The sequence below is a fragment of the Paenibacillus sp. 01T47 genome (assembly GCF_056398245.1).
Window position 1 is genome coordinate 95,257 of the sequence record NZ_JBFTPA010000014.1, and the last position, 14,120, is coordinate 109,376.

General features: G+C 41.3%; 15 protein-coding genes. 6 read left to right on the forward strand and 9 right to left on the reverse strand.

Annotated features, from left to right (window positions below; translation table 11 throughout):
* Window positions 1–235 precede the first annotated feature (235 nt).
* From AC1DOV_RS23740 to AC1DOV_RS23750, 3 genes are all read right to left on the reverse strand, one after another.
* On the reverse strand, window positions 236–772 hold the full coding sequence (locus AC1DOV_RS23740; RefSeq protein ID WP_441880795.1) for a DUF2812 domain-containing protein: 537 nt from the start codon (window positions 770–772) through the stop codon (window positions 236–238).
* The gene (locus AC1DOV_RS23745; RefSeq protein ID WP_339205035.1) at window positions 765–1,091 is read right to left on the reverse strand and encodes a PadR family transcriptional regulator; all 327 of its coding nucleotides are present in this window, start codon (window positions 1,089–1,091) and stop codon (window positions 765–767) included. Before AC1DOV_RS23745 ends, AC1DOV_RS23740 begins: the two co-directional genes overlap by 8 nt.
* A gap of 194 nt (window positions 1,092–1,285) precedes the next feature.
* A complete protein-coding gene (locus AC1DOV_RS23750) occupies window positions 1,286–1,942 on the reverse strand; it encodes a pentapeptide repeat-containing protein (RefSeq protein WP_477551236.1) in 657 nt (218 codons plus the stop codon).
* 269 nt (window positions 1,943–2,211) lie between these two features.
* On the opposite strand from AC1DOV_RS23750, the gene AC1DOV_RS23755 reads away from it, so the two are divergent.
* From AC1DOV_RS23755 to AC1DOV_RS23780, 6 genes are all read left to right on the forward strand, one after another.
* Window positions 2,212–3,486, forward strand: a complete 1,275-nt coding sequence (locus AC1DOV_RS23755) for a DUF3895 domain-containing protein (RefSeq protein ID WP_477551237.1) — start codon at window positions 2,212–2,214, stop codon at window positions 3,484–3,486.
* A 315-nt stretch (window positions 3,487–3,801) separates the two neighbouring features.
* Window positions 3,802–4,326: a DUF4358 domain-containing protein gene (locus AC1DOV_RS23760; protein ID WP_477551238.1), complete on the forward strand. Its 525-nt coding sequence runs from the start codon at window positions 3,802–3,804 to the stop codon at window positions 4,324–4,326.
* Between the two features lie 5 nt (window positions 4,327–4,331).
* A complete protein-coding gene (locus tag AC1DOV_RS23765) occupies window positions 4,332–5,720 on the forward strand; it encodes an MBOAT family O-acyltransferase (protein ID WP_477551239.1) in 1,389 nt (462 codons plus the stop codon).
* Window positions 5,721–5,741: 21 nt separating this feature from the next.
* Window positions 5,742–6,890, forward strand: coding sequence for a DHHW family protein (locus AC1DOV_RS23770; protein ID WP_477551240.1), 1,149 nt, complete (start codon window positions 5,742–5,744; stop codon window positions 6,888–6,890).
* A gap of 398 nt (window positions 6,891–7,288) precedes the next feature.
* Entirely contained in the window at window positions 7,289–8,485 is a 1,197-nt protein-coding gene (locus tag AC1DOV_RS23775) for an RNA polymerase sigma factor (protein ID WP_339205040.1), read from the forward strand.
* A gap of 181 nt (window positions 8,486–8,666) precedes the next feature.
* Window positions 8,667–9,326, forward strand: a complete 660-nt coding sequence (locus tag AC1DOV_RS23780; protein WP_477509906.1) for a P-loop NTPase family protein — start codon at window positions 8,667–8,669, stop codon at window positions 9,324–9,326.
* A gap of 90 nt (window positions 9,327–9,416) precedes the next feature.
* On the opposite strand, the gene AC1DOV_RS23785 is transcribed toward AC1DOV_RS23780, so the two are convergent.
* The 6 genes from AC1DOV_RS23785 to AC1DOV_RS23810 form a co-directional block, all read right to left on the reverse strand.
* Window positions 9,417–10,355 carry a magnesium transporter CorA family protein gene (locus AC1DOV_RS23785; RefSeq protein WP_076267332.1) on the reverse strand — a complete coding sequence of 313 codons (939 nt, stop codon included), beginning with the start codon at window positions 10,353–10,355 and terminating at the stop codon, window positions 9,417–9,419.
* A gap of 18 nt (window positions 10,356–10,373) precedes the next feature.
* A complete protein-coding gene (locus tag AC1DOV_RS23790; protein WP_179089775.1) occupies window positions 10,374–10,514 on the reverse strand; it encodes a hypothetical protein in 141 nt (46 codons plus the stop codon).
* A gap of 198 nt (window positions 10,515–10,712) precedes the next feature.
* A complete protein-coding gene (locus AC1DOV_RS23795; RefSeq protein ID WP_477509907.1) occupies window positions 10,713–11,591 on the reverse strand; it encodes an NAD-dependent epimerase/dehydratase family protein in 879 nt (292 codons plus the stop codon).
* Between the two features lie 327 nt (window positions 11,592–11,918).
* On the reverse strand, window positions 11,919–12,554 hold the full coding sequence (locus tag AC1DOV_RS23800; RefSeq protein ID WP_477551241.1) for an HAD-IA family hydrolase: 636 nt from the start codon (window positions 12,552–12,554) through the stop codon (window positions 11,919–11,921).
* Window positions 12,555–12,569: 15 nt separating this feature from the next.
* Window positions 12,570–13,484 carry a PhzF family phenazine biosynthesis isomerase gene (locus tag AC1DOV_RS23805; RefSeq protein WP_477551242.1) on the reverse strand — a complete coding sequence of 305 codons (915 nt, stop codon included), beginning with the start codon at window positions 13,482–13,484 and terminating at the stop codon, window positions 12,570–12,572.
* A gap of 66 nt (window positions 13,485–13,550) precedes the next feature.
* Window positions 13,551–14,081, reverse strand: coding sequence for a hypothetical protein (locus AC1DOV_RS23810; RefSeq protein WP_477551243.1), 531 nt, complete (start codon window positions 14,079–14,081; stop codon window positions 13,551–13,553).
* Window positions 14,082–14,120: the final 39 nt, after the last annotated feature.

Genomic DNA, 14,120 nt, shown 5'->3' on the forward strand with positions numbered 1-14,120 from the left:
TTTATGTATGCGTTTGCAGATCATGCTGCTTAGAACGTCTCCATGAATGTTAGCCTAGGTGTACCGTCTCTTCAACTGAACAATTTAGACAGCAATGAACTTCCATTAGACCGCCTAATTCTCCCGAAAACGAAGCGGTTATGTTCACTCAGGTTTGATTTTTTCACCTGCTCAAAACGATGTGCACACATGTGAAAAAGAAAAAGACTGCCCGCGGGCAGCCTCTACTTCTGTGCTATTTATGCAAATCTCGTCTCTTGATAAGCATTCGATTATTGGAAACGATACGAATAATACCATAAACAAACAACCCAACAACGATCATATACAAACCTAAAATGATTAATGACCATGGGTTGAACATTTGTAACGGAAAAATGTTTATCAGTATAATGGGAAACTGTGCGAATAATACGACTGAAAGCAGAGACAAAATTCTTTTGTTGCGATCAATTAGAGAGTCCAGATCGGAGTAGATTTCAGGCCGCACCTCACTGTAGGGCATTCGCCAAATATACCAGCCTGCGCCGGAATATACGAGCTCCCAGCCTGCTTCTTTAAACAGCTGCACATAGTTTGGGTCTTTGTTCATCTGATAGTCGAGGCAATATCTTAGCTTTCTAGTCTCACCCTTCTGGAAATGGAAACGAACGACATTGCCGCTTACTTTCCTCAGATGCCATCCTTCAGCTTCCTCTTGCTCAAGCCATCTCTCTATTTTTTCCGAATCCCAGCTTACCCACCATTTCGTCACCCGTTTCTCGTTATTCATGAAGTTTCCCCTCCACTTTTAAACTATTATGATACAGCTCTCCAATCCGGTTCATCTCTAGTTTGAGCAAGGTTTTACCGTCATCCGTGATGCGATAAAACTTACGCCTATCCTCTTCAAGCACAACTTCAATCAAGCTGTCTTTTTCCATGCGCGACAAGCTTCCGTACAAAGTCCCGGCGCCTAAATGAATTCTGTTGTTCGTTAGTTCATCTACATGCTGCATGATCCCGTAACCATGACGAGTCTCTATAAGCGACAGCAAAATATAAAAAGCCGTTTCCGACATAGGCAAATAATTGCGAAGTAATTTCTCCATTGTGACTCGGCTCCTTTTGTGTGGAACTACTGAAAGTGTATATCACCCCATGTTATATCGCATCTCGATATATCATGATGTGATTGTATCACGACACGATATATAAGTAAATCATTCCCATGCAAAAAGAAGACCACTGCTCGTACGCAGTGGTCTTCTTTGTTACCATTTAGGCGTTGGTATACTGCTCGCCATTATGTTCCATCATTCACAACAAGCCCAAAAATCGTCGCCATTGTAATCGCCTGTGCAGGCGAGATGATGCAGCGCCGCAAATCCTCTAGCGACGCGCCTAAGCTGTTAAATTCACAGCTGCTAATATCGATGCCACCAAGCTTCGTCTGTGAAAGCTGCGCTTGATCGATATTTGTTTCATGCAGAAAGAAATTAGCTAATGTCATATTGGACATGTCCGCTTTGGCTAACGAGCTTTTGTCGAATTTAACGCCTTTGGCATTGGTGAAGCGCAGTACCGCATAATCCGCCACACATTGCTCGAACCTTACGTTGCGCAGCATTGAGCCTGTCAAATCCATGCCAAGCAGCTTGCAATTATGGAAGGAGACCCGATGAAATACCGCTTCGCTTAGATCGATATTTGATAAATCGCAGTTGTCAAAACGAACATCGGTAAATTCCGCTTTTCGCAGGCTTGTCGCCCGAAACGATACGTTATTAAACACCACACGATCAAAACAAGGCTTATAAGCCGATTGATTATGAACACCGCTGTCTTGAATGATGCTGTCGCTAATCTCAATCTCATCCGCCCATTCGTAATCAGGAACGTCTAAAGATTGCAATTCGCTTGATATTTTAGGAGCTTCAATTTTCTCTTTTTTGCTGGACATAAGTATGAGGACCTGCCTTTATTATGAAATAAAATCTATACAACCTCAGCTTCTTTATATTATACACTTTCAAATCCTGATAGGACGAATTCGTTTTTTTAGCAACAAATCTTAAGGTTGCGGATTGAACATTATGAAAAAACGGGTAATGAGTTGTATAGTTTGGCATCGCTAATGACTTCTTGTGCTCCCCCATCTATAATGTGAATAAATAAAGTATGCAATAAAGGGGGACTTCACTCCCTTTTTAGACGGAATAGAGGTGTGTTATGAAATACGAGATGTCGCTGGAGCAGCGCGATAACATAATGGGAACGCTCACGGAGGAGCAACGTCATTTTTTGCACCATGAGCTCGTTAGAGGCAGAAGAACGTTGTTCGCACGACAGCTTGCCCGAAAAAAATGCCAGTTCATTCCTGAGGATGCTGAATTCGAGGATATTGAATCGTTTATTGAAGAATGGGACTATATCGGGTTCACCGATAGCGGTGAAGTGTCTCCTCATACAAAATGTGAATGCGGCCGTTCCTTGCGCTACCAGCATCAGGTGCTTCATCTCCCTACCAATACGATTCGCTACTTCGGTATCGAGCATTTACAGCTGCATACCGGAATTGATGCGAAAGCCATATCGGATATTATGAAAGGCTTCGACATCCTCGATGGCGAGATGAATGAAATGTTATGCAAATATAGAGATGGCTGGCAGCTCGATCAGCATCTTTTTTTGCCGCTGCCATCTGAGCTTGAAGTACCTGCCGACATTCAAGCACATATCGATGCCAATCTTCCGCTGCTGGAGAGACAGCTGTCCCGTATCCGCAGAAGACTGCATGAACTGGACCTAGCGAGCAGGAAGAAGCGAATAGCAGCCGCTTTAACCTTCTATGATCAATCATCTTCAGAAGACGATGAACAGCAAATACCGGAGACCCCGAACCTGCATAGCGACTACCGTTCTGACAAGGACATCATGGAGAACAGCAATCAGCCTGTTGACCCTCCAAACCATTCGCAAGGCTCCTTCGATTTTGGAGATAACGAAGTAACGCAAGGCGTACTCAGCTTTGACAATTCCAATGATGGCCAAGGTGCATTTGTATTTGATGAAATCGAAAACAGTCAAGGCGCATTCGTCTTTGATGAGATTGAGGAGAGCCAAGGCGCGTTTGTGTTCGATGAGCCTCCGGTGAACCAAGATGCGTTTGCATTCGAGGAGGCTGGCAAAAAATTAGGCGCTGCCGCAATGCGAGAATCTGAGCTAAGCAGCTCGAATGCCAAAACTTCAAGTCCCTTTTATTTGTCACAGCCGGCTCAACGTGTCGTTGATGATGCTCTTAAATACGGACGTATCAGCGCATTAGCGATCTCTAACTTCTTAATTGAACAGAAGCTTGTACAAGATATACGAATGTCTACCGGAAAACCTGGCATCTATATTGCAGTGGCAGCCTATTTGGACAAGCTTTCAGCTGCAGGCCAATGTGAGCTCGTGCTCGGCAATTCCGAGGATCGCGTTTATTCGAATTCGAAGACTTCGTAATTGCTTTTTGTATCAAGCGTTCATCCAGCTTTCATTTTAAATCGAATTTCTATTTTTGAGTCCACTCTATCGACCTCGTTTTTTTGTGAGAGCTTGACCATCGATATATCGAAAAGCATTGCTGCTTCATGGTCAAGCCTCTCCTCTATGGCAAAAACTCCGCGTAATCACTCATTTTTCTCGTTAAATAAATAATCATATTGTTATGAATTATTAACGTTATTTTTTACCATAATAATTAAACCTGCAACATTAACTTAATATTTTCCGTTTTTAAACTTGATAACAAAAATGACACCGAGGAGATTGATTACGATGAAGAAAAGATATTTTGCATTTATGCTTGTCATTGCTTTAGGTTTGGTGCTGACGGCATGCTCAGGTTCAAACTCAAATTCAGGAGCTAACTCCAATACATCAGGCAACAAAGAAGAGCAGTTCGTAACAACAAAAACGACAAAAGAGATGGTTGACGGCATGTTGGCCAAAATTGAACAACCCGCGCTAGCAGAAATGACAGGCGACATGGTGAAACAAATGTATTACTTCGACCCATCTATTCTGGAAGAATATACAATTATGTCACCGTTAATGAATGTTAAAACAAATGAAATAGCTGTTTTCAAAGTGAAGGATGCTAAAGATATTGCTGCTGTTGAGGACGGAATCAAGAAACGTGCTGCGGATGTTCAAAAATCGTTTGAAACTTATTTGCCGGATCAGTACGAAAACGCCAAAAACTACAAGCTTGTAGCGAAAGGCAATCACGTCTTTTTCGTCATTTCTGAACAAGCGGATAAATTTGTAACTGAATTCGATTCCTACTTCGCTAAAAAATAAGCAATATGGTATTCAGCAGTCTACTTTTCCTATTTCTATTTCTGCCTGCTGTATTGCTGCTGTATTTCGTGTCTCCGTGGCGAATTAAAAACTTTGTTTTATTCGCCACAAGCCTCGTATTCTACGCATGGGGCGAGCCCGTGTACATCGCAATTATGCTGCTCTCGACGGTTACTGACTACAGCTTCGGACTTGCTCTTAGCAACCCGAAGCGGAGCAGCCTGCAGCGGAAATGGATTGTCGTCGCCTCTGTCGTCGTAAACTTAACCTTGCTTGGTTATTTTAAATACGCTGATTTTCTCATTAACAATGTGAATGCACTATTAGGTACACAAATACCATTAACTGAACTGGCGTTGCCAATCGGTATCTCCTTTTATACTTTTCAATCGATGTCCTACATTATTGATGTTTATAGAGGTACAGCAAAGGCACAACGCAACTGGATTGATTTCGGTACGTTTGTCGCTTTGTTTCCTCAATTGGTCGCAGGACCAATCGTGCAATATTCTACAATTGCGGAGCAATTGCGCCATCGCACAGTGAACATCGAGCTGTTCGCTGAAGGCGTTAGACGATTTATTATCGGTTTAGCGAAAAAGGTGCTGCTCGCAAACAATATCGGACTGTTATGGAATACGATATCAAGCACAGGAGCAGATACGATGCCTGCCTTTACCGCTTGGCTCGGCATTATCGCCTTTGCTTTCCAAATTTATTTTGATTTCAGCGGTTACTCCGATATGGCCATTGGGCTAGGCATGATGTTTGGTTTCCGGTTTAACGAAAACTTCAATCGTCCTTATACGGCACAAAGCATTACTGATTTTTGGCGCCGCTGGCATATATCGCTCAGCACCTGGTTCCGCGACTATGTGTACATACCGCTTGGCGGCAACCGCAAAGGTCCGTGGATACAGCTTCGCAACATTATGATCGTATGGCTGCTGACCGGTATTTGGCATGGAGCCAGCTGGAACTTTTTACTTTGGGGCTTATACTTCGGCGTTGTTCTTGTGTTCGAGAAATGGTTTGGACTAAAGCTGCTGCAGCGAATGCCAGCTTGGGTTAGGCATATGTATGCGCTGCTGCTTATTTTGATCGGCTGGGTATTCTTTGCCTTTGACGATTTAGGAAATATGGGTACTTACTTTGCTGCTATGTTTGGCGCCAATGACCAGCCATTATGGAACAATGAAACTTTCTATTTGTTGTACACAAATGCAATTTTACTCGTATTATTAGTGCTCGCATCCTTGCCTAAGCGCAAGCTCAAGGAAAACAGAAGTACGCGACCCGTTTTACAGCTTGGCTGGCATGCTTTGTTGTTCTTTATGTCCGTTGCTTACTTGGTTGATGCGACGTTTAACCCATTTCTTTACTTCCGTTTTTAATGTAAAAGGAGGCTGGCGGTTTTGAGCAAGAAGACGGACCACGTTTTTGTGTGGGGTTTCGTCGGTGTCCTATTTGCTATGTCGTTATTATTTTTTTTACTGCCCGTACAAGCATTCTCGGACGTTGAGAATCGCACGCTCCAGAAGTCACCTGAGCTGACTTGGGATAATCTTTGGTCTAAGAAGTTTGCCGATGATACGGAAAACTACGTAACCGATCATTTTCCTTTCCGAACCAACTGGGTATGGACGAAGTCTGTATTTGAGCAGCTTCGCCTGCAGCAGGAAAATAACGGCATCTACAAAGGCTCTGACGGCTATTTGTTCGAGAAATTTAATAAACCGAACGATAAAGATATAGAAGAATACACTGCTGCGGTGGAGAAGTTTGTACAAAACCATCCTAACGCCAACATCACCTTTATGCTTGCTCCGACCTCCATTGGCCTGTATCCAGAACGGCTGCCATGGCTGGCTGATGCTTACCCGCAAACGAAGGTAAACAGCTTTATTGCCGATCAGGTTAAAGGGAGCTTGTCGTTTATCGACGGATTCGAATTTCTGAAGCCTGAAGCCGGCAGCAGCAGACCGCTTTATTACAAAACAGACCACCACTGGACGACTTATGGCGCCTATCTAGCCTATGTTACTTACGCGGAGAAGATGGGCTGGACGCCAATGGCCGAGAAGGATTTCGACATCGAGACCGTTACCAACTCTTTTCTAGGCAGCTATCATACTCGCGGTCAGTTCAGCGGTTTAACACCTGATTCCATTGAAGCCTACAAAGCTAAAAACGGAATGAAAACAGACATGTACGTGGCTGATACGGACAAAACCTTTACGACCATGTATGATTCGAGCTATTTGGAAAAGAAGGATAAATACTCGTATTTTCTTGGCGGCGTGCACGCTTTAATGACGCTTCACAGCGAGCTTCCTCCGAAGCAAGCCGATAAGAAGAAGCTGCTTGTCATTAAAGATTCATATGCGCACAGCTTCCTCCCTTTCCTGACGCAACATGTCGAGGATATCCATGTGATCGACATTCGCTACTATAACGGCAATATTAGTGACTACATGGAAGCCAACGGGATTGAGGATGTCCTGCTGCTGTTTAATACAACGACCTTCATTGCGGAACGCAATTTATTGAAGCTGAAGTATTGATGGTGGGTGGAAGTTCAAACAATGGATTCGCAAAACAAAGGAGCAGCCGAGATGGCTGCTCCTTTGTTTTTTGGCGTTCCTATCTGAGGTAACTTAGCAGCTGCTAAGCCGTTTAACAGGAAATACTCCCGCTAATTAAAACGATTATTTGCTCTCAAAGCCACTAGATGGAAAAACTCCTGTTATTTTCAGCATATCCTCACCAAATGGGCCTATTTGACGAATATAGCAGGAGAATTTCCTGCTAATGGGGCAAAAAGCCATTTATTTATCGAATTAACGGGAGGTCTTCCTTTAAGCACTAACAAAAAATTCAATCCATAAATAATACATTTTGCTGTGGCTTTTTCAATCTCCCTGGTGTCTAATAAACGTGAAGACAGGGGGAGGTTCACTTGATGTCAGGGGCCCACGACAAATTCGAGGACATTTTCACGCTATATTACGATAGAATTAGAAGATTTCTCTCGCTGAAGGTCGACATTCAGACTGCAGAGGATTTAACACAGCTAACATTTATGAAGGCTATGGAGCACATCAATAGTTTTCGTGGTGATTCTAGTCTATTCACTTGGATATGCCATATTGCGAACAACAATTTAAAAAATGAATTCCGAAGAAAAGATCGTAATTGCGAAACCTATGTAGACTTAAACCACTTAGAAAATCGTTTTATATCTTTTGAATTCACCAAAAATGTAGAGATACGAATCGATATCACCTTAGCTTTAGAACAATTAAGCGAGATTGATCGTGAAATCATTTCGCTCCATTATGATGTCGGCTGCACTTTGAAAGAGGTGTCCGAGATTACTCAGATGAAATTAAGCGCAGTCAAAAATCGCCTGTACAGAGCTTTAGAAAAGTTAAGAAAAGAATTGCACAATGACGAGGAGGTTCGAAGCTTTATGTCTGTAATCGACTATATTACTGTTATTAGTAAAAATGAGCTTAAGGGTGCATCCGAGCAGGATAGCAAGGTGTATCAAGATATCATCAATCATCTGAAAACCAGCGTTGATCGTATTTGTACGCAATTAAGACATCAACCTTCAAAAAAAATATCAATAGAAATTTATCCAGATCTTCAATCCTTCCATCATGCGGTTGGTGAGCCAGATGCGCCCAATTGGTTTATGGGTGTAATTGAGAATAATACGATAAAAATTGCTTCTCCGCTCCATCCAGGTCCAGAACATACGTATCAATCCATTCTTAAATCAACACTCCATCTCTATACGATTTGGTTGGTGACAGATATTAACCCTGCCGCTCCAAAATGGTTATACCAAGGACTAGGCGGATACGAAGCTGGTCTCATGACAAAGGAATACATCGATTCTTCAATAGCAGAGCTTGTGAAACACAGCCAAATTCCTACTTTTGAGGATTTAGAAGATAACACATGGGAATTTGATGAAAAAAAGGGGTTTCAGTTTTCTTATACGCTCTCTGAATTTGTTTTACAACACTATGGCATTGACGCCCTTAATAAAATCATCAGAAATCCACTCGATTTTGAAGATGCATTCAACTGTTCTGCAGCAGAAATTCACAAGCTTTGGTCTCATACACTCAAAGCAAGGTTGAATTAACATTCCTAGTGAAATGAGCCTCACCAGAAAAAGGGAAATGAATTAAACGAAGCGAATCTAATGTTAGAATCCAAACGTTTGGAGGTATAACAAGTGAAAATGAACGCTAATTTCAATTTTTGCTGTCTGAAACCAAGAATGATCCGTCCTTATTCATTTTAAATTTAGGGAGGATCTATACATGAGTAAACAAAAAAGATTAATTATTATTGACGGTATTCCTGGCTCTGGAAAAACGACAACAGCTAAATCCATTTTAGATAAACTAAATTCAAAACAAGTAGCAGCAAGGTGTTTTTTAGAAGAGGAAGCACTACATCCCCTGCTCTTACAAGGACCGGAGTTCAGTTCTTTCACAAATGAAGCAGAAGCAGATCAGTTCATACAGCTTCTCACCACTCGTTATCTTGACTTTGTTCAAGCTGAGCTACACAGTGCCCATGAAGTCATTATTATTGAAAGTGTGTTTCTTCAAGACACCATTAGTGTCGCTCATCTCATGGGCATGGATAAACAGAAGCTTCTCGTTTTCTCTTCTTCCCTACAGCAGATACTGGCACCACTGGCACCTAGCCTTATTTACTATTATCAAGTGGATGTTGAGAAACAATGGCGGTTTATTTGCAGCGTAAGAGGAAATGAATGGGGTCCTGTCTCCCTGCATACAGATGAGGATTTCAAACAAGCTGCAGAGGTGTGGTCACGGAGTCAGTCCTTTGTCCGTGCAACTGTTAATGCGTGGGACATCCCAAAACTAATCATTGAGAATAAAGACTATCTCTGGGATGAATATCACCAGCAGATTAGTGAATTCATTGATTCGCTGCTTCCAGTTCATTAAATAAGCTCATCTAACCCCAAAAGAGGCTGTTCTAAAAGTAGATAAATCTACGTTTAGAACAGCCTCTACTTCATTTAAAGCAGCTATAGTTTAGAAGAACCTCTTCTTCCAGAAGATAACGGCAGTGACACTCGATAAAATAACGGAAATGGTCATCGCGATAAAAAAGGCATGAGGGTAATCCTGAAACGGAATTTTAACGTTCATCCCATAGAAGCTTGCGACCATCGTAGGCAGCGATAAAATAATCGTAATCGATGTCAAAAACTTCATAACAATATTCAGATTGTTGGAAATGACCGAAGCGAAAGCATCCATCATACCGCTTAATATCGTCGTATGCGTTTCAGACATTTCAATAGCCTGTTGGTTTTCTACAATGACATCCTCTAGCAATTCTTGGTCATCCTCATACATTTTCATGTATTTGCTTTTCAACATTTTCTGCATGACGATGTTGTTGGACTTTAATGAGGTTGTAAAATAGACCAAGCTTTTCTCCATATTCAATAAGGAAAATAGTTCTTTATTTTTCATCGACTGATGCAATTTTTTCTCTATTTCGTCTGTCATTTTAATAATTTGCTTAAGGTACTTCAAATATGAAGTCGCTATTAAATATAAAATTTGAAATGAAAACCTAGTTTTTTTGTACGTGTAAAATTGTTTTATTTTATTTTGTGCAAAAACGTGAAAAATCGGATTGTCTTTTAGACACACTGTAATAAAACAATCGTCCGCAATAATCATCCCTAGTGGAATCGTATCATACATGGGAATACCCTTGTCATCCGTCGAAACCAATGGCAGATTTACAACGATAAGCACATTGCTATTATCATTTTCAATCCTTGACCGTTCTTCTTCATCTAATGGATCCTTTATAAAATCCAAAGGAATTTGTGCTTTAGCAGCTACTAGATTCATTTCTTGCTCCGTTGGTGCTACAAGATTGACCCAGCATCCTGAAGTAATCTCATCCGTTTCTTTCAGTATTCCGTGCTCGTCAGTAATATAAATATTCAACATGGTTACAACCTCCTCAGATTAATGAGGAAGCCAGAAATGCCCCTGCCATACAAAAGAGTTGACCTTCAGTTCAGTAATCAATCTTCTGAAGATTGGTTTGTTCATGACTTCCCCCTGCAACAAGCTTGGCTCGGGTTCGGCGCTACTTCGACTATCCATTACAGAACTCAACTCCTTTTTTTCGCTATGGTTAAGCACGCTCATTATAATACGCCAAATAAATGAAAATGTCATGAAATTAAAAAAATCATAAAAAAAGATGGCCCGTGCTTGCAGGGACCACCTCTTGTACGCCTAAATATGGCATTTGCTTATTCAAGCGCTATCCTCAGACAGCGCTGCTTTTCACTATTCAACCTATTCATTTAACGCTGGAATTTCCGAAGGAACCCATAGATTAGCAACGTCGATCCCTTTTTCATCTCTACTCTTTAAGTCTCTCAAAAACTCAAGAAAACCATATGCCGGTTTCCATCCAAGCATCTCCTCTGCCTCTGATAGATCATGCTGCTCAACTTGTTTTGGCAGCGTCAACTCATACTTCTTCAACAGGCGGCTTGCGCCCGGCACTTGTGTCTCACACCATTCTGCGCCAAGCTCGCTGAAGTTTTGAACAACCTCTTGCGGCATATGATGATTGGTATGTACAATTGTGCGAAATAGCCCAATCTTCTTTTCCAAAGCTGCTTTGACCGATGCCACTGTAGCTGCCGCCACATCTCGTCTATCTACCCCATTGCGAAGTAATCGTTCCCCAAACTCTAAATATGGCCGAGGAATAAATTCATGATAACGCAGCATTGCAATCGATGCGCCTGTCATTTCATGATAAGCCTTGCAGAGGTCTTCCCCGATGACTTTGCTTACTCCATAAACCGAGCCCCATCCGAATGCCATAGAGGAGGCATAGACAATCGCTTTTATACCCGCTTGCTTGCATGCTTCTAATAGATAAAAAGTACCATCGACATTAACAGAAAAAATAGTTTCATCACTAACTGGCGGATTGTGTGCACAGTGCCATGCTGCCAGGTGAACAACGGCATCCATGCCCTCCACCGCACGCTGTACATCGCCTGGCGTCCTAATGTCACATCTAACAAACTCAAGCTGCTTCAAATCATCAGACTGAGGGGGCATAACGTCTGCCATCCGAACGGTATAACCAGCTTGGGCCAATGCTTTGCATACGGCCTGACCTCCATTGCCCGCAGCCCCTGTCACAACAACTCTCATTTCGTTCACCTCGTCAGTTTTATCGTAATTTAAAATGGTATAGCTTGGTTGGTTACTATCATGATAACGCTTCCACAAATATCTGAATCATTTGTTTATTCCTCTGCTTAAGCCTTACAAGTCTAATAATAGTACAACGATATACAAATATGAAGTACGCAATTTCTTTTTACTTAGTAACCTATAAGTAACCTATGGATATACATGGCAGTAAGCATGCAAATCAGAGGAGATTCTCATCTCCTCCTAGTTTAATGTCCGTTGGATTGGACGATTCTCATACTTGAATTTCCTTATCTTGTTTAAAATATTCAATAATTTTTTCTTCTATTTTATTAAGATCCCCCTAATTTCATGCGGTTGATCGACTATATAATTCGGACTCTCTCCCAGCAATGATTCTTTTGTATCCAATCCCCAAGACACTGCAATGACATCGATTTCGCATTTCTTACATGCAATAATATCCCGTGTTTCATCACCGATATAAATTACATCTTCACGATTTAATTGATTATCTTTCAAATATTTTTTTAGCGTTTGATGTTTTCCAAATAGTCCATTTGACGATCGAACTTCATTGATACCCTTGAAATTTTGAGTTTGTAAAAAATCAGAGACATTCGCTGCAGAGTTCGATGTAATAATTGCGATTTTATAACCTTCACTTTGAAGAGCATTTACCACTTCTCTCATCTGATCAATAAATAATATCGAGTTAAGATGCTGTTTGTAGCACTCCTTAAATTCCTTTCCTATTTTTCTAATCAAAAGGAACTTATACATCGGAACGTTTAAAGCTTTAAACCGTTCTTTTAATGATAGATGGTTTAATAATTTGTATTCTTCATGATTTACTTTTTTAAAATTATATTTTACTGCTAATTCGTTATAAACCATCATTATTTCCGACGTTGAATCTACTAGTGTGCCGTCAAAATCAAATATTATATGTTTATACATCTATTAAATACACCCTCAATCTATCACTGCTGCTTTAGGTAGTTGAACCTCAAATTCATGAACGTAAATAGCGTTGCCAGTAATCTCGATATCGAGCTGATCATTATTCCTCATTACTGATACACCAACTCTGCCATTGCGGCCAATCTCTTGCCCTTGTTCAACGACAAGATGAATTGATTTTTCCGAGTTGTTATCTATGTACTTCGCGTAGTATACACCCATTACACCAGAAGCCGTACCTGTTACGGGATCTTCAATCGTTCCTGAATATAGCGATGAGAAATGACGAGCATGCATCTGTGCATTCACATCGTATGTTTCTAAACAAAACGGATGGATGGACGCCCTTGGCATTTCTTTTAAAATATGCGGAAACAACGAATTGTTTGGCTTCATTTTACTGAAAGTGCTTAGGCTTTTTATAGGAATTAATAAGGTCCACGCACCGGTACTTCCATACACAGTGGGGAGCTCCGTCTCGATCTCACTTTCATCGATGCCCATAGAATGAGCCAGCTCCAATAAAGAACCATGGAATGGCTGAAATTGAGGAGCGGCTTGCCGCATCGTAATAAGAGGTTCACCATTTGCATCAAAATCGATTTTTATCGGCAATACTCCAGCTTTTGTTTCAATCGTGAATGCTGACGGATGTTCCAGCAGCCCTTTCGTTTGCAGCGCATATATGGTTGCCATCGTTGCATGACCACAAAGATTTATTTCATGGCCTGGCGTAAAATAACGAATTCGAAGATCAGCCATATCCGATTTCAGCGGAAATGCCGTCTCATTGAAGCCTACTTTTTCTGCGATGGTCAGCATCTGCTCTTCGGAGAGATCATCACCATTAAATACGACTCCTGCAGGGTTTCCCATGTTTGGAATATTGCTGAATGCGTCATAGTGATACACATTGATCGTTCTCATAAACAGTCCCCCCGCCTACTCAGCGTATTCAATTTTTATTAAAGTGGAGAATAAAGTTGTACTCACTTATTGTAGAGAATCGGACTCAAACCAATTGGTTATACTTTTCGTTTTCGTAAAACCTAAATATTTGTACGTGATCGTTACATTCTGTATGGGTTGATGTTCATAGCGAATTCGGAGACCGTATTGCATTGGTGTATGTTCTTTTTTCTCTAGTGCTGCTTGAATCTCACCTCGAGAAAGCGCTGGATAAATAGAAGAGGCTGATAGTTTCATAAAATGAGTAGCCGGATCTGAATTCGGAAGGACCTGCACCATATGAGTAGAATCATAAGAGATGCCCAGTTGAACGTCATCCGAGCGATCTTCACCATTCACGCTGACCTTCTTAATGTCGATTTTCTGAAACCCTTCATTGCTGAGCTCAACGACATACTCTACTACCTTTCCATCATGATTATTGATTCGTTGAAGTCCGTTATTTACTAACGGGTCCATTATTCGATACCAAATAATTACGGATAAAACCAATGCGATAAGAATGAACAAGCTGAAGCTCACAACTGTTCTCTTCACGCTCCATCTCTGGTTCATATCAAGCCTCCCATTACATTAATTGGATGATTTTGTATT

Bases quoted from the DNA above. Each gene is read 5' to 3' on its own strand.
- AC1DOV_RS23765 (WP_477551239.1), top strand. From the start codon at position 4,332: ATGGTATTCAGCAGTCTACTTTTCCTATTTCTATTTCTGCCTGCTGTA.
- AC1DOV_RS23775 (WP_339205040.1), top strand. From the start codon at position 7,289: ATGTCAGGGGCCCACGACAAATTCGAGGACATTTTCACGCTATATTAC.
- AC1DOV_RS23745 (WP_339205035.1), bottom strand. From the start codon at position 1,091: ATGGAGAAATTACTTCGCAATTATTTGCCTATGTCGGAAACGGCTTTT.
- AC1DOV_RS23740 (WP_441880795.1), bottom strand. From the start codon at position 772: ATGAATAACGAGAAACGGGTGACGAAATGGTGGGTAAGCTGGGATTCG.
- AC1DOV_RS23760 (WP_477551238.1), top strand. From the start codon at position 3,802: ATGAAGAAAAGATATTTTGCATTTATGCTTGTCATTGCTTTAGGTTTG.
- AC1DOV_RS23750 (WP_477551236.1), bottom strand. From the start codon at position 1,942: ATGTCCAGCAAAAAAGAGAAAATTGAAGCTCCTAAAATATCAAGCGAA.
- AC1DOV_RS23785 (WP_076267332.1), bottom strand. From the start codon at position 10,355: ATGTTGAATATTTATATTACTGACGAGCACGGAATACTGAAAGAAACG.
- AC1DOV_RS23790 (WP_179089775.1), bottom strand. From the start codon at position 10,514: ATGGATAGTCGAAGTAGCGCCGAACCCGAGCCAAGCTTGTTGCAGGGG.
- AC1DOV_RS23810 (WP_477551243.1), bottom strand. From the start codon at position 14,081: ATGAACCAGAGATGGAGCGTGAAGAGAACAGTTGTGAGCTTCAGCTTG.
- AC1DOV_RS23795 (WP_477509907.1), bottom strand. From the start codon at position 11,591: ATGAGAGTTGTTGTGACAGGGGCTGCGGGCAATGGAGGTCAGGCCGTA.
- AC1DOV_RS23755 (WP_477551237.1), top strand. From the start codon at position 2,212: ATGAAATACGAGATGTCGCTGGAGCAGCGCGATAACATAATGGGAACG.
- AC1DOV_RS23800 (WP_477551241.1), bottom strand. From the start codon at position 12,554: ATGTATAAACATATAATATTTGATTTTGACGGCACACTAGTAGATTCA.
- AC1DOV_RS23805 (WP_477551242.1), bottom strand. From the start codon at position 13,484: ATGAGAACGATCAATGTGTATCACTATGACGCATTCAGCAATATTCCA.
- AC1DOV_RS23780 (WP_477509906.1), top strand. From the start codon at position 8,667: ATGAGTAAACAAAAAAGATTAATTATTATTGACGGTATTCCTGGCTCT.